This is a genomic window from Massilibacteroides sp. (genome assembly GCF_028705895.1).
GTDB lineage: Bacteria > Bacteroidota > Bacteroidia > Bacteroidales > Tannerellaceae > Massilibacteroides.
On the sequence record NZ_JAQWCQ010000038.1, the window covers coordinates 1 to 22,012 of the forward strand.

The window sequence follows — 22,012 nt, forward strand, 5'->3', positions numbered from 1 at the left end:
GCCATGAAAATGAAAAGGCATACCGTACCATTTAAACTGGATAGTAGAAATTAGGTGTAGTGTCTAAACAAAAACAAAAGACACTGAAAATCATTCGTTTTCGAAAATAAACCGTCAAAGTCAGGAGGCTCTTCGGCAAACCAGTTTAAGCTCTTCGGCAAACTAAACCAAGCTCTTTTAAATTGTGCTGCAAAGAAGTTTTTTTTAGATTATCCTTTTATTCGCGAAGAAATTCAGAAGGAGATTTTCCGTATTGTTTTAAGAAACTGGTTGAAAAATAGGAGGGGGAAGAAAAACCACATTTGAATGCAATTTCGTTTATCCTCGTTTCACCGTCCTTCATCAAACGTACTGCTTTTTTTAATCGGGCTATTTTTATAAATTCAACGGGAGAAATTCCTGAAATACCTTTTACTTTTCTGTATAGTCCTGACGTACTCATCCCCAGTTCAGACGCGAGCATTTCTACTCCAAGTTTTTCACTTGCAATGTTTTCTTCAATGCAATCAGTTAGTTTTTTTAAAAATAGATCATCTGCAGGTGAAGTTGAAAGACTGGCTGCTTCCGTTAATGGTTTTTCTTTATAAGCTTTGTTGAGTAAGATCCTGTTTTTTATGAGGTTCTTTGTCTGAGCGATCAACAACTCTATTGAAAAAGGTTTTTCTAAATAAGCATCGGCTCCCTGATTTAATCCTTTAAGATGTGATTGCAGATTGTGTTGAGCTGTTAGTATTATAAATGGTATATGGCTGTAATTGATGTCATTCTTTACTATATTACAGAGTTCAAAGCCATCCATGTTCGGCATCATCACATCGCTGATTATCAAATCTGCGGAGTGATTGTTTAATTGATTGAGGGCATCTTTTCCATCCGCAGCCTCGATTACTGAATAATCGGAGCTTAATTCTTTGCTTATGAACATTCTCATTTCTTCCTGATCCTCGACTACTAATATAGTTGGTCTTTCAGATTCGGGACTTTTACTTTCTCTTGCGTCCGGAGAAACCGTTTTTTCTTGTACCTGCAATAGGGGTAAGGTTAAGGTAAAGCAGTTTTGCTTGTCTTCTGTCTGTGTGCAGGTCAACTTTCCCTGATGGAAATCCGTTAAAGAATGTGCAAGCGATAAACCTATACCACTGCCTTCCTGATGAATTGTCTCGTTTAACCGGTAAAAAGGAGTAAATATCTGTTCTCTTTCGCTTTCCGGAATTAAGAGACCGTCATTCACGACATCAATAGAAAATGTTTTCTCTTCCTGGTTATTTCTGATGGTTAGTGCGATTTTTTTATCAGAATATTTGATCGCGTTTGTGATCAGATTACTGATGATTTTAGAAAAGGCCTCCCTGTCAATCATCGCATACCTTGTTTTCTCGGTTCCGTTTATCGTAAATTCTTTTCCTTTTTGCTTCATTACCGGAAGAAACGGCTGAAGTATCGTTTGCAACCAAATGGAAACATCTGTTTCTGTATAATGTAATTTGAACCCTTTGCTCTCAGTTTTACGGAAATCGAGTAACTGATTGCTTAGATTTAATAATCTCTCTGTGTTTCTCTCAATGGTTTGCAAGTTCTCTTTCGTGTCTGCTGTTCCGTCGCCGGATTTGAGAATCTTTTCTAAAGGAGCTTTAATCAGAGTTAAAGGAGTTCTTATCTCATGCGTTATGAATGTGAAGAATTGGATCTTGGCATCGTATAATTCTTTTTCTTTTTTAGCTTCAAAACGTTCCCGTTTGAAACGATGCTTTTCTTCCAGTCGGCGCTTTTTATAACTATAAAAAAGAAAGACAGATAAACCGGCTAATAAAGCGTAAAGGCTGAAAGCCCATCCTGTTTGCCAGAAAGGAGGGGTAATCAGAATAGGTAATGAATATTCATTTTCCTGCCATGCTCCACTGCTGTTTGTTGATTTAACCTTGAATACATATTTGCCCGGAGAAAGATTTGCAAAAGTAACATCTTTGTTCCCGTTCATGAAAATCCATTCTTTATCAATGTTCTCCAATTTATAAGCATATCGTATGGCTTCCGGCGAGGTGTAACTTAATGCTACAAATGAAAGACTGAATGTTGCTGCGTTATAAGGTAGTGTAAGCGTTTCAACGCTTTCTGCCGGCAGAGATTTGTATTGATTGCTTTTATTGTCGGGAACGTTGACGCGTGTAATGAAAACCGGAGGAGTGAATGTGTCTTCTTTGAAACGGCTCGGGTTAAAATCAATCATGCCATTGATCGTTCCCATGTAAATTGTTCCGTCCGGAGTTTTGTAAGAGGAACTATAATTGAACTGCGTCTCGTGCAATCCGTCGGTATAAGTAAAGACGCGCATGGCATACGTTTCCGGATGAAACCGAACTAAACCATTTGCCGTAGAAAGCCAGAAAAAACCGTTTTCATCTTCTACAATCCGATAAACAATATTACTTGGTAGTCCATTTTCTGCAGTGATTTGATTGAATGACCCGGTTTTTCTGTTGAATAACGAGAGCCCGTTTACCGTGCTTATCCATATTTGTCCTTTAGAATCTTCAAAAACGGATGTCGTATTATTACTTGCAATGCTTTGTGAGTTTTGAGGATTATTGGTGTAATGATGAACCTCATCCGTTTCGCGGATATAATGAAATACTCCGTTGGATGTCGCAAACCAGATATTCCCTGTTTTATCTTCGTAAATCTGCCTTATCAATGTGTGAATGTTTTTCCAGGGCTTAAATGTATCCTTTTCGGGGTCGTAAAGGCTAACCCCTAAAGAGGTCCCTGCAAATAATTCCCCTGAGCGGGTAGCATGAAAACTAACGATGAAATCGCTTTCAAGACCTTTTTGCGTGCTCGCGCGCGTGTACCTTTTTATTATTCTGCCCGAGGTTAAGTCGATAACATCAATGCCCCGATTATATGTTCCTACCCATAACCGGTTTTCTTTTGCGAGCAATCCATGTATATTTGTGGCTGATAATGGGTGTTGGGGATTGTTATATGAATAATTTGTTATTTCTCCAGTTTTCGGGTTATACTTGTTTATCCCATTATCTTCCGTTCCGAACCAAATCATGCCATATTGATCGGGACAGATTTCCCTTACCGCATTTCCCGGCATATCAAGATGCGTTTTTCCGCCTATGAAATAGTCGAAAGGAGTGTATTGCTTGGGTAAGTAACTAACGCCACCAAAAAAAGAACCGGCCCACATACCACCTTCATTGTCTTTTGTAAGAGAATATATGGCATTATCCGAGAGAGCATATTCATTTGTTAAAGATTTTCGTAGGTTAATCAGACTTTTATCAAGCAGGTTGTAGATATACACGCCCGATTCGGATGCTATCCAGTAGGTGTGTTTATTAAAAGAACAAATGTCGCGTATTTGTGTGTCCGGAATCACATTTTCAACTTTCCGGGAATGATAGTTGAAAAATTTAAGCCCCATTTTATCCGTACCGATAAATACTCCTGCATCGGCAACCTGACAGATTACATCGATATGAGTTTGCGATGTTATTTCATCTGGTGTCAGGATAGTTGTCTTCGTAAATGAATCGGTTTGTTTATTGTATTCATATAACGTATTTCCATCACTGAACAACGGTAAACCTTCATCTGTGATAGTAATCGAACGCGGTGAAAAATACTCATTTGCGGGATAAACAGTATGACTCTTATCTATTAAACTATATCGTACGATTCGGTTATGTGTAATAAACCACAGGTTTTTGTACGCATCTTCCTTTACATGACGAAAATATTCAATATGCTCTTGTTCCGGTATAAGCTGAAACGGATGAAAAGTTTCTGTGCGATAATCATAGAAACATACTCCTTTGTTGGTGCAAATCCATATTTTATTTTCAGAATCCTCAAACAAACTGATGATGAAATCGTTCGGAATGCTGTTGTCCGAAAAGGAATTATGACGATATACTTTGAAGGTATGCCCGTCGAAACGATTTAATCCATCTTCAGTTCCAAACCACATAAACCCTCTTCTGTCCTGAATAGATGCATAAACGGTATTATGTGAAAGTCCATGTTTGTTGTTGTAATGTCTGAAATAACGGTTCTCAGCATTTCCCTTTGTCCAAAGTAAGAGTAATAACATCAATATTGACAATGGAAGCTTGAGATTCATATCGTATAACTTCTTGTGTTTTTTTTAGCAAATCTATGAATAATTATCAAAACAAATATAATGATCTGTATTGAAAACTAAAAACCTTTTGATTTCTCGTATTGTTTAATGAAAGTAGATATATTTGTATTTATATGTCTATTGTTAATGAAAAAAATATTGCCTGTGGCACTTTTGACGCTAAGCGCGAGTGTGTATTCTGCCGAAATACCGGAATCTCTTCGCGTAAAAGAATATAAGCTGAGTAATGGACTGACTGTTTGGTTGAATGAGGATCATAGCGAACCTAAAGTGTTTGGAGCTGTGGTTGTTAAGGCTGGTTCAAAAGATTGTCCCGACACTGGTATCGCGCATTATTTTGAGCATATGATGTTCAAAGGAACAGATAAAATCGGGACGGTTGATTATGAAGCGGAAAAAGTGTTATTGGATTCAATAGCTACAAAATACGATGAGTTGGCTCAGACCTCGGATCCGGAAAAAAGAGCGAAAATTCAATTAGAGATTAATCAAATAAGTGTCCGCGCTTCTGAATATGTTATTCCAAATGAGTTTGACCATTTGATTACCCGCTATGGCGGTAGTATGTTGAATGCGGGAACTTCCTATGATTTTACCGTTTATTTTAATACGTTCTCTCCTCAGTATATGATTCAGTGGGCAGAGATTAATAGCGAACGACTCGTGAATCCTGTTTTTCGTCTTTTTCAGAATGAACTGGAAACAGTTTATGAAGAGAAAAATATGTACACAGACAGGATGGGAGGACAGGCTATCGAGAAACTCACATACCGTTATTTTTACCCTCACCCATATGCTTATCCGATAGTCGGGAGCACAGAAAGTTTGAAGAATCCGCGTCTTTCTGAAATGCGTAAATTCTTTGAGGACTATTATGTTGCATCTAATATGGGATTGATTCTGAGTGGTGATTTTGACTCAAAAGAAGTACTATCTTTATTAGAGAGAACGTTCTCGAGGGTAAGGAAAGGCGAAGCTCCTGTCAGGGAAAAAGTGGTTTTACCTCCTTTTCGGGGTAAAGAGACGGAACGTATCAAGCTGTCTATCCCTTTTGTTAAAGTTCTGGCACTTGGTTTCCGGGGAGTACCTGCTAATCATCCGGATGAAGCAGCATTAAAGATTGCCGTTGGTTTACTAAATAACGAAAACGGAACGGGCTTTTTAGATAAGTTGATGGTCGAGCGGAAACTAATGGCAGCTATTGCGATGAGTGAAAGCTTAAACGAAGCCGGTATATTAGGTGTAGGGGTGGTTCCTAAGTTATTGTTTCAAACCTATAACTCAGCAACTAAATTAGTATGGCGGGAAATTGAACGTGTTAAATCCGGAGAGTTTTCGGATGAGATGTTTAATAGTCTTAAATTAGAATCCGTTCGTTCATACAATGCCAGTCTCGAAGATATCAGCTCGCGTGCGCAAACGATGATGCGACTTTATTCGCAGGGGATCTCGTGGGAAGAGTATGTGACAGACCTTGATCGTATTAATGCGCTGACAAAAGACGATGTAGTCAATGCTGCCCGTAAATACTTTACAGAAAATCATTTGTATGTTACTAAGAAGACAGGCAAATATCCCAAAGATAATCTGCCCAAACCGGATTATGAGCCGATAGCTCCTAAAAATGCGAATGCGAAATCTGATTTTGCAAAGAAAATGGAGGAAATACCGGTTCAGGAATTGTCGCCACGTTTACTTGATTTTGAAAATGATATTGAGACGGAAAAGCTATCTCCTTATGTAACCCTATATGTCAAACAGAACCCTGTTAATACAATATTTACATTTAGCTTGTCTTATAAAATAGGAACGCTTAAAGCGCCTATATTAAAGCAGGTAGCCGATTATCTTCCTTTTTTAGGAACGGAAACTCAATCGTTCAGGGAATTTAGAGAGGCTCTTCAGTCTTTTGGCGCGTCCCTTTCCTTTGAAGCGAATGACCAGACATTCACAATAAGAGTGAATGGTTTTGATGAGAAGTTTGAAAAGACATTATCTCTTGTAACCTCTTTTATGGAGACCGTAAAAGCCGATAAAAAGAATGTGAGTCAACTAAAAGATGCAGAAAAGGTGACCTTAAAATCCTTTTCTAAATCAGGAGATGATGTTGCAAAAGCGTTGCTTGAGATGGTGAAGTATGGCGAAGAATCCAAGTTCCTTAAAAAAGTATCTTTCTCTGAATTGAAAAAAATGACAGGAGAAGAGCTGGTCAAGTCTTTCAAAAAGACTCAGATGATTGCTTGTGATATTCATTATTGTGGAGCTATACCTTTAAATCGTGTTGCGACAATATTGAAAGAACATTTAGATCTGGATAAAATAAATAAAGAGTCGGCATCTCCTTATTATCGTCCGTTGATAACTTACGAAGAACCTCGTGTCTATTTTTATAATATGCCCGATGCAGGCCAAAGTATTGTGTATGCTTATGTACCCGGAGAACCGCAAGATGAATTTGGAAAAAGACATGCGGCAAAACTTTTCAGCGGTTATTTCGGAGGTGATATGTCTTCATTAATGTTTCAGGAAATCCGTGAATTCCGTTCTTTTGCTTACCGGGCGTTTGCAAAGTATATAATACCTCCTTTTGTTCATAGTGATAAACCCGGAGAATTAACAGCCAGTATGACAACTCAGTCTGATAAAACGACGGATGCTATCTCCGTACTTGACTCGTTGATCCGGAAAATGCCCGTAAAACCAGAAAAAATAGAATCTATCCGGCAGACCGTATTAAATCATGCAAATAATAATTATCCCTCGTTTCGTGAAATATCGGAAAAGATTGCCCAGTATCGTATGGAAGGCTATGATGTAGATCCGAACTATTTGTTTATCAATAATCTCTATAATTTGGATATGGATGATATCATACGCTTTTACGAAAATAACATTGCCGACCGTCCTGTCGTTTACATGGTAGTAGGTAACTCAAGAAAGATAGATATGAATGAATTGGCTAAATTTGGAGAAGTGATACATATCCGTAAAAAAGATATTATAAAATAAGAATGAGAGTGTTTTCTTTCATACACTCTCATTCTTTACTGTTTTATCAGCTTATTTTCCTAAAGTCTTGGAACGAGCAATTCCCATTTCCAGACCCCGTAATTCTGCTAATCCGCGCAAACGTCCGATACAAGAATAGCCCGGATTGGTTTTCTTCTTAAGATCGTCTATCATCTGATGTCCATGATCCGGACGCATAGCGATTGATTTACCACGTCTTTGTTGGAGTTCGAATAAGGCTTTCATTACGCCGTACATGTCAACGTCTCCTTCTAAATGGTTTGCTTCGTAGAAATTACCTTCTTCATCGCGTTGCGTACTACGGAAATGAACAAAGTCAATACGGTCTCCAAAACGTTCCATCATACCTGCCAGATCATTGTCGCTACGCACTCCGAAAGAGCCTGTACACAGACAGAGTCCGTTACTTTCGTTCGGTACTTCTTTGATCAGACTAAGGAAGTCTTGTTCCGTACTTAATACTCTCGGAAGTCCGAGAATAGAATAGGGGGGATCATCCGGGTGTATAACCAATCTGACATTTGCCTCGTCAGCTACCGGTGCTATTTCGCGCAGGAAGTAAATCAGATTAGAACGTAATTTTTCTTTATCAATATCTTTATATCTTTCTAATTCAGCACGGAATTGTTCAATCGTGAAACTTTCTTCAGATCCCGGTAATCCGGCAATCATATTACGCGTTAGCGTATGTTTTTCTTCCTCGCTCATAGATTCAAAACGAGCACGAGCTTTAGCTTTGTCTTCTTCTGAGTATTCCTGTGCAGCAGCGGGACGTTGTAAAATGAACAGATCGAATGCCATAAAGGCTGCACGTTCAAAACGCAACGCTTTAGAACCGTCAGGAAGCGTGTAAGCCAGGTCTGTACGCGTCCAATCCAATACCGGCATGAAGTTGTAAGTAACTACATAAATACCGCAAGAACCCAGATTACGGATAGATTGTTTATAATTCTCAATATATTTCCGGAAGTTACCCGTTTGTGTTTTTATATGTTCGTGTACAGGAACGCTTTCAACAACGCTCCATTTTAGTCCGACAGCTTCGATCATTTCTTTTCTTTTTCTGATCTCTTCCAATGACCAGACTTCTCCGTTAGGAATATGATGTAATGCGGTTACGATCCCTGTTGCTCCCGCCTGTCGGATGTCCCAAAGGCTGACAGGGTCGTTCGGACCATACCATCTCCAAGTTTGTTCACATAAATACATAATCTTTATTTTAAAATGTTCATATTAGATTGAAAAGGCATCAAATCCACCATCAACAGGAATCACTGTACCGGTCACAAAAGCTGATGCATCACTTGCCAACCATTGTAAGGTTCCTAATAATTCTTCCGGTTTACCGAGTCGTCCGAAAGGCGTATGCGCTAAAACAGTCTGACATCTTGGTGATGGCGTTCCATCCGGATTCGTCATTAACGCACGATTTTGCTCTGTCAGGAAAAATCCCGGAGCCATAGCATTTACCCTCAATCCTTCACCAAATTTAATAGCAAGTTCTCCTGCCATATATTGCGTAAAATTACTTACTGCTGCTTTTGCGCAACCATAGCCTACGACTCTGGTCAACGGTCTTAATGCCGATTCCGATGAAATATTAATGATACTTCCTTTTTTCTGTTGTACCATTACATCAGCAAAGACCATAGTAGGCAATACAGTTCCAAACAGGTTAAGGTCAACTACCGCACGGAAAGCCTCAATATTCAGATCGAAAATAGTCTTATCGGGCGGAATCGTAGCTCCTGCCTGATTTCCTCCTGCCAAATTCACCAATACATCTATCCTTCCGTATGTTTTGAGAATTGCAGCTTTATTTTCTTCTAACACTTCTTTTTTCAGCACATCTGTCAGTAGGAATAATGCTTTTCCTCCTTCTTTAATAATCTCGTTCATCAAAGCATTTCCTTTGACTGAATCACGGTCAAGAATAATAACAATGGCTCCTTCTTTTGCTAAATGTTTAGCCATACATGCCCCCAGGATACCGCATCCACCGGTCAATAAAATGACTTTTCCTTCTACACTGAATAGTTCGTTCATGATATTAAATATAATTATTATAGTATTGAATATTTTCTTTCATTAAAATATCGATAGGCATATGGTTGATCAGTTCGTTTTTCTCTTTTAGTACTAAATGACGGAACAATGCTTTTATACAATTCAGACCTTGTACCTCCGGTCGCTGAGCAATCAGGTGTGTTACTCGTCCGTTTTTCAGATAATGTATATTTTTATCTATCGCATCATATCCGACAAGCCTGAATTCTTTCTTTGTTTCATTGTTTTCCAAATAATCACCGATCAGATAGGCTTTTGAGTTAAAGATGATACCCATGTTTACTTCCGGATATTTTTGCATGAATTCATCGACTATTTCTTTGTTCTTGCCATCATCTCCGGCATGAATATGCACATGATGGATTCTTCCCTGATAGTTTTTTTCTGATAAATAAGTGCGGAATCCTTCTTCACGTATCTGCACCTGAGTACTGATTTGATTGCCGATACGAGAGAATTTAAAAACAACAATATCGTCATTGGCTTTTAATTGATTATATATTAATCTGCCGGCAATATAACCCGAATCAAACGAAGGCGTACCGTAATATGCTACAGCATGTGTTCCTTCTATGTAGGCATCAATCAAAACATAAGGAATTTCTTTTTCATCTAATACCTTCGTAAGGTTTAAAACTCCTTCTTTAAAAAGAGTGGCAATCACTACTCCCTGACAATCTGAATTTTCTATTTGCGGAATCAATTCGTCAAAACTGTTCTTGTCGTACTGATCAAAGTACAATCGTCTTACTTTAACATTATAACTGAATAAATCATTTTCTGCAGCTTCTATCCCCATACATAGTTGTTCCCAGTAAGCTCCTGTGTGAACTATGGGGGTGACGGTTATAAAATGATATTGTTTTTTTAAAGCTAATGAACGCGCGATAAGGTTGGGATGATAATCTATTTCTTTTAAAACCTTTTCAACCTTTTCCCGCGCTTCTGTGGATACTTTTCCACGTTTATGAAGAATACGATCTACAGTTCCTGTAGAAACTCCGGACAACTCGGCAATATCTTTTATTCTATAATTCTTTTTCATATAGGATGCATGATTGTTTCTTTATATGTGTACGAACACAAAACAAATATAGACTAAATAAATAACTACTCAAATAGTTGATGATAAATATTCTTTTTTGTTTGTTCTATACTCTTTATTTTTTGCAGACAGATCGGTCTTAAAAAAATATCCCTGTGTTTTCTCTTTTGAAGGCAATCAAAAGAAAAAACACAGAGATACCTTAAATAAACTATGAGCCTGTTTAAATTTTTATAGGATATTTCTTGAGGGTTTGTTTCGGTCTTCTTTCATCTTCTTTTTTGCTTATCTGCATCTCCGCATTCAATCACATAGCCCGCTATGCTCATTCATGCGGATATACAACTAAACAAAAAATAAATCGAAATAAGCCACGAATAAAAATTTAAACAGGCTCTATATTTTGAGAAAAAACTTAAAAAGTTTCTTCTATTTCTTTTGGTTGATTAGGCACGTTTAATGCACGGTAAACAACTAAGTACATTGTGAAACAAAGTGGATAGGCTACAAATATACCTACTATCAGAAGAATGAATCCAACTATCATTATTCCAATCATTGCCAGTAATAACAGGAATAGAGGCATTCCTTGATTTTTTGTTATTTCCCAACTGCGTTGCAGAGATTCAATAGCTCCGCAGTCTTCATCCACAATGTAAGCTGCGTAGAATTGAAGGCGGATTCCTAAATAGATACCTGGAATTATAAATAAAAGAGTTCCTATAGTAGCTATGATTGAATAAATAATAGAAGCCAGAATGTATTTTAATACTTTACGGCTTTCTTGTCCATAAGCTGAAAACTGAGGTTCTTCTCCATCGAGTGCCTGAAAAATATTTCGGAAATAACCCAAGGAAAATATGCTACCTAATATTAAGACTATTATATTTATGATAATACTGAGCGTTATTGAGTTGCCTGCCAGTATTCCTAACGTAAAAGTGATAATATTAAATCCGATAAATAGCCCGGCCAATACCCATATATTTGCCTTAACTACTTCCCATGACTTTAAAAAGGTTTCTTTAATGCTAAAAGTAGGATTCATAAACAAATGATTTTTAAGTTAAAAATTGATATGCAAACATACGATATTTTTTTATTATACTATTAAAATCAATATATTTTTCAGAGTAAATGTGTTGAGAAACTATTTATTCGTTCTCTGTTTTGTCTGATTCTTATGTCAAAATATTGTTTTTGGGGATTGTTTGTTGTCAATGAAAATTACGCATAGAATGAAAAAAAAAATATAAAGGATATTTTTCCAAAAATATCCTTTATAATTGGAAAAATAACCTTTATATTTTTGTGCTTATTTTTCGCTTGATTTTCAACATTGAAAAAAACGTCGGTTGACGGAGATAAATTAGTATATATTTAACCTGATCTACGGGGCTGTTATTCATTCTGTCTTGTTTTAACTTTTGGAAAATGTCTATCTTTGTCTGGCAATAGATGAAAAAATGGCAAAAAGAAAATTAAAGAAGAAAAATACAAAGAAATCCGGAAAGTCCTTTTGGGGAAGTATAAAACGTTTTATTGCGATTGTTTCTGTATCGCTTGTGTGTATTGTTGGAGGTATATTCTTGTATCTGAATTATGTACCTGAAGATAGAGCGAAAAATGTTGTTGATACGGTAATAAAGAAACTGCCGGAGATAATCGAATCTCAGCAGGCGGAGGTAAAACTGAAAAAAGAAGACTTACCCACCGGCGCTGAAATACCAGTCCTTAAGAATGGTAATAAAGAACAGCTTATTAAGCATGAAGGGTATTCGGTTTCTTATAATCCGGATTTTAAGATTCCGAACTGGGTGGCGTATGTATTGACTGAGGATAAAGTAAATAACGCAAAAGTAAAACGACATAATAAGTTTGTGCCTGATCCTGAAGTTAAGGGGGCAACTGCTTTAAATGAGGATTATTCGAAGACGGGCTATGACCGCGGACATATGGTTCCTGCAGGAGATATGAAATGGTCAGAGAAAGTTATGAGAGAAACTTTCTATTTCAGTAATATTTGTCCGCAAGACAGAGGGTTGAACGGTGGTGTCTGGAATGATTTGGAGATGACTGTTCGTGTTTGGGCGAAAGAGAAGGGAGTGATCTATATCGTTACGGGGCCGGTTATTGAGAAAGACCTGAAGCGACTCGGAGGAAACAGGGTTGGAGTTCCTCGTTTATTTTATAAAGTAGTCTGTGATCCGGAAAAAGCTCAGGCTATTGGTTTTCTGTTTGAGAACAGGGACTATAAACAAACTTCGCCACGTGATCAGGCAGTGTCTGTGGATCGGATAGAAGAGGTGACGGGTATCGACTTCTTCCCGCAACTTCCCGATAAGATCGAGAAAGAAATGGAAGCGAAAGTAAATCTCAATCATTGGTCGTTCTTCCGTTGATATCTTGAGAAAAGAAAGGGCATCCAATCACAATCGGACGCCCTTCTCAAGATTCATCAAGTGGTATTTATTTCTCTTTGGTGTAAGAGAAATAATCAATGTCTATATATCCTCCTGTGGAAGAAGTGGCATAATTAAACAACGCAAACCGTGTTCCCATAAATAGTCTCTTGTAATCGAAACGCATTTTAAAAGGCTCCCCAATGCTTTTCCAGTTTATATTGTCATAACTATAGAAAAAAGTTGCAATATCTTTACCCAGATTAAAGTCTGCATCAATTCTCAGGTAGATGAGATCTTTATCTATTGTAACTCGTTCTGTCTCTTTAGCATTTACATTTAAAACTTCTTTTAATTCTTCGCTCAGGTCAACCACATTTGTGGCAAAAGCCAGATAGCTCTGATCCTTTTCTTTGTGGATTTCGAGAATAGCTGAATGTCCGTTAAACGCAGCAAAACCTGCAATATCCCCCTCATTCATATGTGAAATAACAAGAGCTATTGTGCCGCTGCATTTCGGTCCTTCCATACGTTGAGAAATCGTATTAGGTGCCAGATAAAGATTATTGACTACGCGAGCCGTTTTAAGACGTAAATATCCCGGGCGTTCGGTTAACGACCATGCCGGATTGATCGGATTATGATTCCATTGCCAATTCAGTTTTAACGTGTCCGAAGAGAAATCGTCGCTCTCAACCAAACGCCTGCCTGTATCATAGGTCGGGAAAGGTGTTATTCCCTCATCAGGTACTTTTCCGTCTTTGTCGCCCAACATAGGCCACCCGTTTTCCCATCTGACCGGCATAAGCAACGGAACGCGCCCTACCGCATCCCTGTCCTGAAAAATCAGTCCGTACCAGTTTCCGTATTTATCATCAATTATACATCCTTGTCCCACATAAGGAAATCCCGCGAAATTATCTTCTAAGATTACCTTTTTCTCATAGGGTCCGGTTATCTTATCCGCACGATAACAGAGTTGGCGGCGTTTGCCATTCTGTGGCCAGGATATCATTAACAGATAGTATTTGCCATTATATTTAATCGCCTGACTTCCCTCAAGAAGACCTGTCTCGCTTGCGTCGCGTTCAAAGATTTTCATGTTTACACCTCCCTCTTTCACATCCGACAAATCTTCTCTCAGTTCCCGAAGTTCTCCCGTTCCATAATATACATACACTTTCCCGTCATCATCAAAAAATAAGGAATTGTCATGAAAATGCGGCATACGTGAAACAAGCTCCCACTTTCCTTCAGGATTCGTTGTCGAATACAGATAAGACCTGAATGGTTGATCATTGGGAGAGAACATGACATAATACTTACCCTTATGAAAACGAATAGAAGAAGCCCATTGTCCCCGTCCATATACTGTTCCGTTGAGCAAATCATATTTGGAATTATCATTAAGCGTATCAAACACATAGCTTACTATCTCCCAATGAGCAAGATCTTTGGATTTCATGATCGGAGCGCCCGGCATGAGATGCATAGTGGTACTGATCAGATAGTAGTCATCCCCATTGCGGGTAACAGACAGATCGGGAACATCAGCCCACATCATCGGATTAGTATAGCGAGTTTGGTTCTCCTGACTGTTTATTCCGCTTGTGAAGAACAGAATACCAAGAAGTAAAAGGATTTTTTTCATCTTCATTTAATTATGATGTTTCATGTCTAGTTTAATTTTCATAAGAGCATCTAATTCATGAACAGGTCTTTCAATATCGTAAGGGATAGGCAGCCCGGAGAATGTCTGGAAATAAAGCAGACAAGCATCTTTCCACCATACTGCATCTTTTGCCTGTATCTTCAATCTTGATTGAACATGCTTAAAACGATGCTCATCTACAAGTCCTTCTGTTTTATCCCAGATTTTCTGGAAATCACGAACTTGTTGCACACCCGAATCATATTTGTAGCACAGATTATCCCACAATGTTTTTCCGTTTTTCATTTTATACGTCCACGGAAGATGATGAAACCATAATAAGAATGCCTCAGGACAGGTTTCTAACTGATTAAATTCTTCCCGCAAAGGAGAAAAATATTGCGAAACCGCATTGCTTCCTGAAGTAGTTCTGTCAAATCCGATGCCTTGCTTATCCGCCTGATGATAATAGGAAGGAAGCCAGTCCGGGCGCGCTCCGGGAATAGCAGTCCAAGGTTCCGGACCGTAATGATGCCCCCACGCAAAAATATGATGTAGTCCTAATGGCATCATATAATCTACGACAGCTTCATGAGACTGGAGCATCATTTCTTTTACCGGGTTAAGAAACTCGGGATTATCAGAAAAGGTCATTTTAATCCATTCTTCCGCGATTTCTCCGGAAGAGATCGTATTTTTCCAAGCCATTCTCCCGAAAGTGTACCAGTTCGATTGTGCGAAATAATGACCACACCAGTTTTCGTCTTCACCAATATTGGCAACTCCGGCTATTGCGGTGAGCGGCTGTTTGAATAGTGTTCCGTCAGTCGTTTTGGCCACAGTAGAACCGGCACCATTGCAATAGGTCTCGCTGTTAAGAAACTCTTCCCATTGGGTGGCAAGAAATACAAGATGATTTGAAAAGCCCAGATATTCCTGCGTTATCTGTAGTTCCGGCATAACAGCTGTCTTTTGCATAGCACCGAACAAAGGACTGAATGGTTCTCTCGGCTGAAAATCTATGGGACCGTTTTTTACCTGAATGATAACATTATCCCGGAACTGACCATCTAATGGAAGGAATTCACTATAGGCTTGTTTCGCCCTGTCCTCATTTGATGGATTGTAAACAAATGCACGCCACATCACGATTCCATCGTGCGATTTCAGTGCATCGGCCAACATATTTGCTCCGTCAGCATGTGTTCTTCCGAAATCCTGAGGGCCGGGTAAACCTTCTGAGTTAGCTTTTACTAAAAAACCTCCGAAATCAGGTATCCGTTTATAAATCTCATTGACTTTCTCTTTCCACCATTGTGAGACGTTAGCGTCTAAGGGGTCAGAAGTAGAAAGTCCACCTAAAACAGCCGGTGAAGAAAAATTGACGGAAAGAAATACTTTGATATGATAAGGACGTAGTTCATCTGCAATAACCTTTACTTTATTCAGCATGTCCGTATTAAGAACCTCTACAGGAGCATTGACATTATTCAATACCGTGGCATTAATTCCGATTGAAGCATTCAGTCGCCCATACTCTTTATAACGTGGAGAAACCACTGCCGGTAGCTGATCCCATCTCCAGATGGAATAACCCGCATAACCGCGTTCGACAGTTCTGTCTAAATTATCCCAGTGATTGAGTATGCGTATATCATAATCGGGAGACTCTTCAATCTTTATATCAGTACAGTTTCCTCCTGTCGCTTGTAGGCGAAGCAGATGATAAGCTCCGTATAATATACCTTGCTCTTCTGACGCTTTAATCTCTATCCCGGAAGGATTTCCTGTAATTCTGTATCCGTCACACCCTAATGTCCGAATACTCTTTTCTTTAGTCAGTAAAAGTTTTACCGGTTGTCCCATCCATTGCGTTCTTAATTCATGGATCGCTATAGTTAAAGTCGGACTATTCTTATTGCATGTCACCTTAGCATCTGCATTCGTGCTTAATCGCAGCCATGCCGGATCGTAATCTTTTTCTTCTGATTGCGAAACCGCTATTTGTCCATAGCTGATGGTTATTGCTAAGCAACATAATACTATTCTTACTATCCTTTTCATTCTTTTTCGTTTTTCTGCATAGGCGATAGTTTTTTCCCTTCGATCGTTTTAATCGATCCGTCGGGATTGTATGTTAACTCTACTACTTTCAGACTTCGTAACCAGGTTTTACCTTCTGAAGGTACACAATCATGATGGAATAAATACCATTTCCCTTTAAATTCCACAATAGAATGATGTGTAGTCCAACCGACTACCGGAGTTAAAATTACACCCTGATAAATAAAAGGCCCATAGGGATTATCACCAATGGCATAACAAAGCAGGTGGGTGTCTCCTGTTGAATACGAATAATAATATTTCCCGTTATATTTATGAATCCAGGAAGCCTCAAAAAAACGTCTTTCATTATCACCCGCTTTTAACGGATTTCCTTCTTTATCTAAAATAACAACGTCTTTGGGCTCTTCTGCAAATTCCAACATATTATCGCTGAGGCGAACTATCTTTCCGCATAAAGCCGGTTCATTGTCTGCCGGAAATGCCGCGCATTCTAACGCCTTATTATTACGATAACGTTGTAATTGTCCACCCCATAAGCCCCCGAAATACATATAATACACTCCGTCCTCTTCCAGAATGCAAGGATCAATACTGTAGCTTCCTTTAATTGGATTTTCTTCCGGAACAAAAGGCCCTTCGGGACTGTCGCTTATCGCTACACCGATGCGGAATATATCGTTCTTATCTTTTAACGGAAAATACATATAATACATTCCATTCTTACAGGCCACATCGTTGTCCCAGAGTTGACGGCCGGCCCAAGAGATATCTTTTACGTCCAAAACAATTCCGTGATCAGTCACTTCACCGTTAATATCTTCCATAGAGAATACATGGTAGTCTTTCATGTTGAAATGATCTCCGTTGTCATTTTCTTCAATACCGCTTTCCCAGTCGTGCGATGGATAAATATACAATTTGCCATTGAATACATGCACTGCCGGGTCTGCCATATAATCACCCGGTACTAAATATCTTGGTGTCTTTGTTTCCATTTTAAAATTTTATTGTTTTGCTTCATTAATAATCATTTGCACTACCGGCTTTTCCTGATTATCCCGGTCGAATAGTAAGGGATAATCTTTCCGTCCACGAACAGGAAAATCATTCTTCCATGAATCCTGATCAGTGATGCCCCACATCGTAACGCGTGATATTTTATCGGCGTGCTTAATAAATAATCTGAAAAAACTCAACATCCTTGCATTCCACGCTTCCTGAATTGAAGCAGGTACACCTTCTGTGTATGGATTTAATTCTTTCTGATAATCAAAGTTTGCACTCAGATCAGCACCAATACCTGCCTTTGGAAAAGGAAGTATCGAGAGATCAAACTCCGTAACCATTACATTCACGCCTTCTTTATTGTAGGCAAGAATTGTTTCTTCATATTCTTCTAAAGTAGGACTGTCCATTCCCAAATGTCCTTGCATACCGATTGCATCAATACGTATTCCTCTCTCTTTCAGCGTACGTATCAGTCGGGTTACTGTTTCACGTCTGCCGGGATACCACTCATTGTAATCGTTGTAATATAGTTCTGCATCCGGATCAGCTTCCTGTGCATATTGAAAAGCTAAAGGTATAAATTCCTCACCCAGTATTTCGTAGAATTTACTTTTTCGGTACGAACCATCTTCGAGTATCGCTTCATTAACCACATCCCAACCTTTAATGCGACCTTTATAACGACCGACAATCGTGTTTATATGTGTCTTCATTCTTTCTTTAAGAACGTCTGCCGAAACGTTCTCACCATTCTCATCAACACAAAACCAGGGAGATAACTGACTATGCCAGATCAATGCATGACCGATAATAAACATATCTTGTTTTTCACCTAAGTCAACAAATTGATCCGACAGCGTAAAATTGAACTGATCTTCTAAAGGATGTATGACTTCACTTTTCATGCAGTTCTCTGCTACAATTGAATTAAAATGCGTAGCAAGAATACGTAGCCCGGCAGTATCTTTTCCGGAAATCTCTCCGGTATTAAGCGCTGCCCCTATCAAAAACTTATTTTTGAAGGCTTCTTTCAAAGTAGGCTTTTCCTTTGATTCCGTATTTGAACAAGCTATTAATATGATGGCGATTCCTGTGATAAATAATAAATAAAAATGTTTTCTCACGATCTCTTCTTATTTTGTGTTTATACTTCTTCGTTCAGCTAATTCTGCTTGTATCTTTTCATTCTTTTGTTTACTGATAGGGTAGAAGAAAAGCGCGATAACTCCTATCATAAATGTAGCCGCAGGAATGATGCCTGAAGTGAGCTTTATACCTGCAATAGCCGAAGGAGATTGAACGGTATTGGCTACAAATCCAAATGAATCGATAATGGCTCCGCAGATAGCACCACCCAACCCGAGTCCTGTTTTTAAAGCAAATACAATACCCGCAAACACAAATCCTGTTGCGCGGCGACTGTTTAACCATTCAGAATGATCGGCAACATCTCCCATCATTGCCCAGAGTAGAGGTACAGTAGGGGCGTATGCCAGACTTTTTAATATGTTGAGCATAAAGAGACCTTCGATATTGCTCGGCGAAGCCCAGAAAAACATTCCAGTGAACAAAGCCGTCAATGCAAGGCAAATAACAAACACGTTCCGCTTTCCAAATAAACCAGACAGAAAACCGGATAATAAAATCACTCCTATTAATTGGATCAGCGAGCCTACCATATTAAAAAGACTGAAACCAACTCCAAAAACATTTTCAGCACTATATACAATCAATCCAAAAGCATCTAAGATGTTTCCCCAGAAACCTAAATTGCCCGGATCGCCTGTCAGACCGACTTTCTGAAGGAAAACAAACAAAGCTTCCTTATCAACTACATAATTAAAATAATAAGACATACTGCTTCCCCACATAGCCAAAGTGGTGAACAGGAAAAGAGTCAGAACAAACATTGCTTTCCATGGCCGACTGGACAGTATGTCTTTGAAATCTTGCTTGATAGAGGTCTTCTGATTAGGAGGGGGAGCTATGCGTTCTTTGGTAGAAAAGAAGGTGATAACCATTAAAACAACGCCAACTGCAGCAAAAAGAACGATGGTCCATAACCACCCTGAGGAGGAGTTTGCACTACCTCCGAATTTTGTAACTAAGGGTAGTGTTAGTCCCTGAACTATAAAGGTGGCGATGGTTGCCGTAACAAACCGAACAGAGGCAATGCTTGTTCGTTCTTTTATGTCGCTTGTCATAACTCCCCCAAGTGAAGCATAAGGGGTATTGTTGAAAGAATATATTGTCATTAACAGGGTATAAGTTACTCCGGCATAAATAATCTTTCCCCGTTCTCCGAGATCAGGAGTTGTAAATGCCAAAACAAAAAATACAGCAAACGGCAAAGCTGTCCACAACAGCCAGGGACGGTATTTACCCCATTTTGTATTGGTTCTGTCCGATAAAATTCCAACCAAAGGATCAACAAAAGCATCAAAGAAGCGGGCAAACAACAGGATCATTCCTGCGGCCGTAGCTTTGATTCCAAACACATCTGTATAAAAAAACAGTTGGAACATCATCATCATCTGGAAGATGAGATTCGCGGTACCGTCTCCAAGACTGTAGCCGACTTTTTCTCTCATGGAGACTTTTTGCGAAGCGTTAGTTTTCATGCTATTTTAGCTTATTAGTTTTTACGTTCTGTTTGGAATGGTGATGCCGGCAATCCGGATTTGTTTTTAAGATTTGCTCCTTCCGGATTGTCTCCCCAGGCATAACGAACTTTTACGGGGTTTTTGATCGCTTCATTCCATACGATTACTTTATTCTTTTCAACTCTGGCTTCTGCCCATTGGTAGTTACCGTCTTTTCCGGCAATAGCAAATCCCTTTACTTCATCTGCAGGAAACAGATCATCAGTTCCTTTTTGAAAAGAAAGAATTATTTTGTCTCCTTCAATTTGCATGGATTCATAAACAGGGCCATCTGCAATAATAGTCTTGTCATCGTAGGCAATTCGTTGTGCTTGCAGGGATAAGCGTCTGCCTATATCTTTCTTATTTAATGGATGTATATCATTCCATTCGCCAATATCTATTGCAACAGCCAGTCCTGTATTGGGCGTATCTTGCACTACGCTTCTTTGAGACTCCCTGAGTTGCGCCCAATTGCTTTCGGATGGATTTGTTGTGACCTTCATAAAGTTGGGTAATTGGACAACAATAAAAGGTATGTCTCTATCTCCCAGAAAAGATCTCCAATCCTGAATCAATGCAGATAACAGATCATAATATTCGAATGGCTGTCCCGTATTACTCTCTCCCTGATACCATAAGATACCTTTAAAAGCAAGATTTTGTAAAGGTGCAATCATGCCGTTAAAAAATCCCGTAGGTCGTTGTTGATAAGTTCCTACGCTTTGTAATGCCGGCATCCGGACGCCTGTCTTATATTTCCATTCTTTCTCCAGATTAATTTCGTTATCCTCAAATACTAATTTATAAGGCTTCTCATCTACAAATTGAGGAAATCCGCTATAGCTGATCAAACGAACAGTGATATTATTTTTCCCTTCTTTCAGTAAACCGGAAGGTATGGAGTAGATTCGTGGTGGATATTGATAAGCAACAGCGCCTACAAAAACACCATTCACGAAAACCGAATCGGCATCAACAATACATCCTAAACGAATAATTGCTTCTTTCCCCGCCAAATCAGCAGAAAGATCGATGTCTTTTCTGAACCATATTGAACCATTCACAAAACCCGATTTGTCTTGCCCCCATGATTTATTGTTCAGATCAGTTATCGACCATGAACTATCGTCGTATTCAGGACTATACCATTTAATATCCTCCAGTAACCCACAATCGTTTTTGCATAAGATAGAATTCCATATTGTGCGTCTTTCTATATCAAGATTTTGGGTATGTTCAATATATGAATCGATACGATGCATATCACGATCATGTAAATAATGTGGAAACGGCTTCAGACTTTTTTCACTGATCCAGGACTCGATAGGAGAACCTCCCACAGACGAATTGATAATTCCGATCGGGACAGTAATTTTTTCATATAAATCTTTTGCGAAAAAATAACATGTAGCAGAGTAGGATAGGGCATTCTCCGGAGTCAATGATTTCCAATTTACCTCTTTTACGTCCTTCTGCGGTGTATGGTAGTTGTGGTTTATCGGCGTTTTTACGTAACGTATATTGGTGTTGGTATATTCTTTGATTTCTTCTCTATACAGATCGAGTACCCGATTGATCGGAAGTTCCATGTTGGATTGTCCGGAACAAAGCCACACATCGCCTATCAGAATATCTTTGATATGAATATCATTGATCGTCATTACATAAGGACCACCGGCTTTTACAGGCGGGATAACTATTTTCCAATCTCCGTTCTCATTGGCTGTTGTGTTATATCTCTCTTTTAAAAACTCAACCTCTATAGATTCACCACTATCTGCAGTTCCCCAGATAACGATGTTTTGTTCTCTTTGTAAAACCATCCCGTCGGAGACTAAGGCAGGTAGTTTAACCTTTGCCTCGCACAAAGAGGCGAAGCAAAGGAATAAACAAACATCTATAACTAATCTAAAAAAAATACCGCTTTTCATCTATCGTATAAGT

13 protein-coding genes are annotated in these 22,012 nt (G+C 38.9%); 2 read left to right on the forward strand and 11 right to left on the reverse strand.

Translation table 11 applies throughout. The features are described from left to right. Positions 1-217 precede the first annotated feature (217 nt). Positions 218-4,132, reverse strand: coding sequence for a hybrid sensor histidine kinase/response regulator transcription factor (locus tag PHT93_RS10240; RefSeq protein WP_300242509.1), 3,915 nt, complete (start codon positions 4,130-4,132; stop codon positions 218-220). Between the two features lie 147 nt (positions 4,133-4,279). Here PHT93_RS10240 and PHT93_RS10245 point away from each other — a divergent pair, with 147 nt between their 5' ends. After that, complete coding sequence (locus PHT93_RS10245) at positions 4,280-7,162, forward strand: insulinase family protein (RefSeq protein ID WP_300242511.1); 2,883 nt, start codon at positions 4,280-4,282, stop codon at positions 7,160-7,162. 51 nt (positions 7,163-7,213) lie between these two features. Here the strand turns inward: PHT93_RS10245 and uxuA are convergent, their stop codons facing one another. The 4 genes from uxuA to PHT93_RS10265 form a co-directional block, all read right to left on the reverse strand. Then, entirely contained in the window at positions 7,214-8,392 is a 1,179-nt protein-coding gene (gene uxuA, locus PHT93_RS10250) for a mannonate dehydratase (RefSeq protein WP_300242514.1), read from the reverse strand. Between the two features lie 24 nt (positions 8,393-8,416). Further along, positions 8,417-9,229: an SDR family oxidoreductase gene (locus PHT93_RS10255; RefSeq protein ID WP_300242516.1), complete on the reverse strand. Its 813-nt coding sequence runs from the start codon at positions 9,227-9,229 to the stop codon at positions 8,417-8,419. 4 nt (positions 9,230-9,233) lie between these two features. After that, entirely contained in the window at positions 9,234-10,295 is a 1,062-nt protein-coding gene (locus tag PHT93_RS10260) for a LacI family DNA-binding transcriptional regulator (RefSeq protein ID WP_300242518.1), read from the reverse strand. A 415-nt stretch (positions 10,296-10,710) separates the two neighbouring features. Further along, positions 10,711-11,343, reverse strand: coding sequence for a hypothetical protein (locus tag PHT93_RS10265; protein WP_300242520.1), 633 nt, complete (start codon positions 11,341-11,343; stop codon positions 10,711-10,713). A gap of 418 nt (positions 11,344-11,761) precedes the next feature. On the opposite strand from PHT93_RS10265, the gene PHT93_RS10270 reads away from it, so the two are divergent. Beyond that, complete coding sequence (locus tag PHT93_RS10270) at positions 11,762-12,697, forward strand: DNA/RNA non-specific endonuclease (protein ID WP_300242522.1); 936 nt, start codon at positions 11,762-11,764, stop codon at positions 12,695-12,697. 67 nt (positions 12,698-12,764) lie between these two features. On the opposite strand, the gene PHT93_RS10275 is transcribed toward PHT93_RS10270, so the two are convergent. Genes PHT93_RS10275 through PHT93_RS10300 form a run of 6 tightly spaced genes read right to left on the reverse strand, consistent with a single transcriptional unit; the run spans position 12,765 to position 21,999 of the window. After that, positions 12,765-14,348 (reverse strand): glycoside hydrolase 43 family protein, encoded by a 1,584-nt coding sequence (locus PHT93_RS10275; RefSeq protein WP_300242524.1) that lies wholly within the window; start codon positions 14,346-14,348, stop codon positions 12,765-12,767. Between the two features lie 6 nt (positions 14,349-14,354). Then, entirely contained in the window at positions 14,355-16,412 is a 2,058-nt protein-coding gene (locus PHT93_RS10280; RefSeq protein ID WP_300242526.1) for an alpha-glucuronidase, read from the reverse strand. Continuing rightward, positions 16,409-17,410, reverse strand: a complete 1,002-nt coding sequence (locus tag PHT93_RS10285) for a glycoside hydrolase family 43 protein (protein WP_300242528.1) — start codon at positions 17,408-17,410, stop codon at positions 16,409-16,411. The genes PHT93_RS10280 and PHT93_RS10285 overlap by 4 nt, the downstream gene beginning before the upstream one ends. Before the next feature lie 9 nt (positions 17,411-17,419). Further along, the gene (locus PHT93_RS10290; RefSeq protein ID WP_300242557.1) at positions 17,420-18,520 is read right to left on the reverse strand and encodes an endo-1,4-beta-xylanase; all 1,101 of its coding nucleotides are present in this window, start codon (positions 18,518-18,520) and stop codon (positions 17,420-17,422) included. Between the two features lie 36 nt (positions 18,521-18,556). Further along, a complete protein-coding gene (locus PHT93_RS10295; RefSeq protein WP_300242530.1) occupies positions 18,557-20,044 on the reverse strand; it encodes an MFS transporter in 1,488 nt (495 codons plus the stop codon). A 14-nt stretch (positions 20,045-20,058) separates the two neighbouring features. Beyond that, a complete protein-coding gene (locus PHT93_RS10300; protein WP_300242533.1) occupies positions 20,059-21,999 on the reverse strand; it encodes a sialate O-acetylesterase in 1,941 nt (646 codons plus the stop codon). Positions 22,000-22,012: the final 13 nt, after the last annotated feature.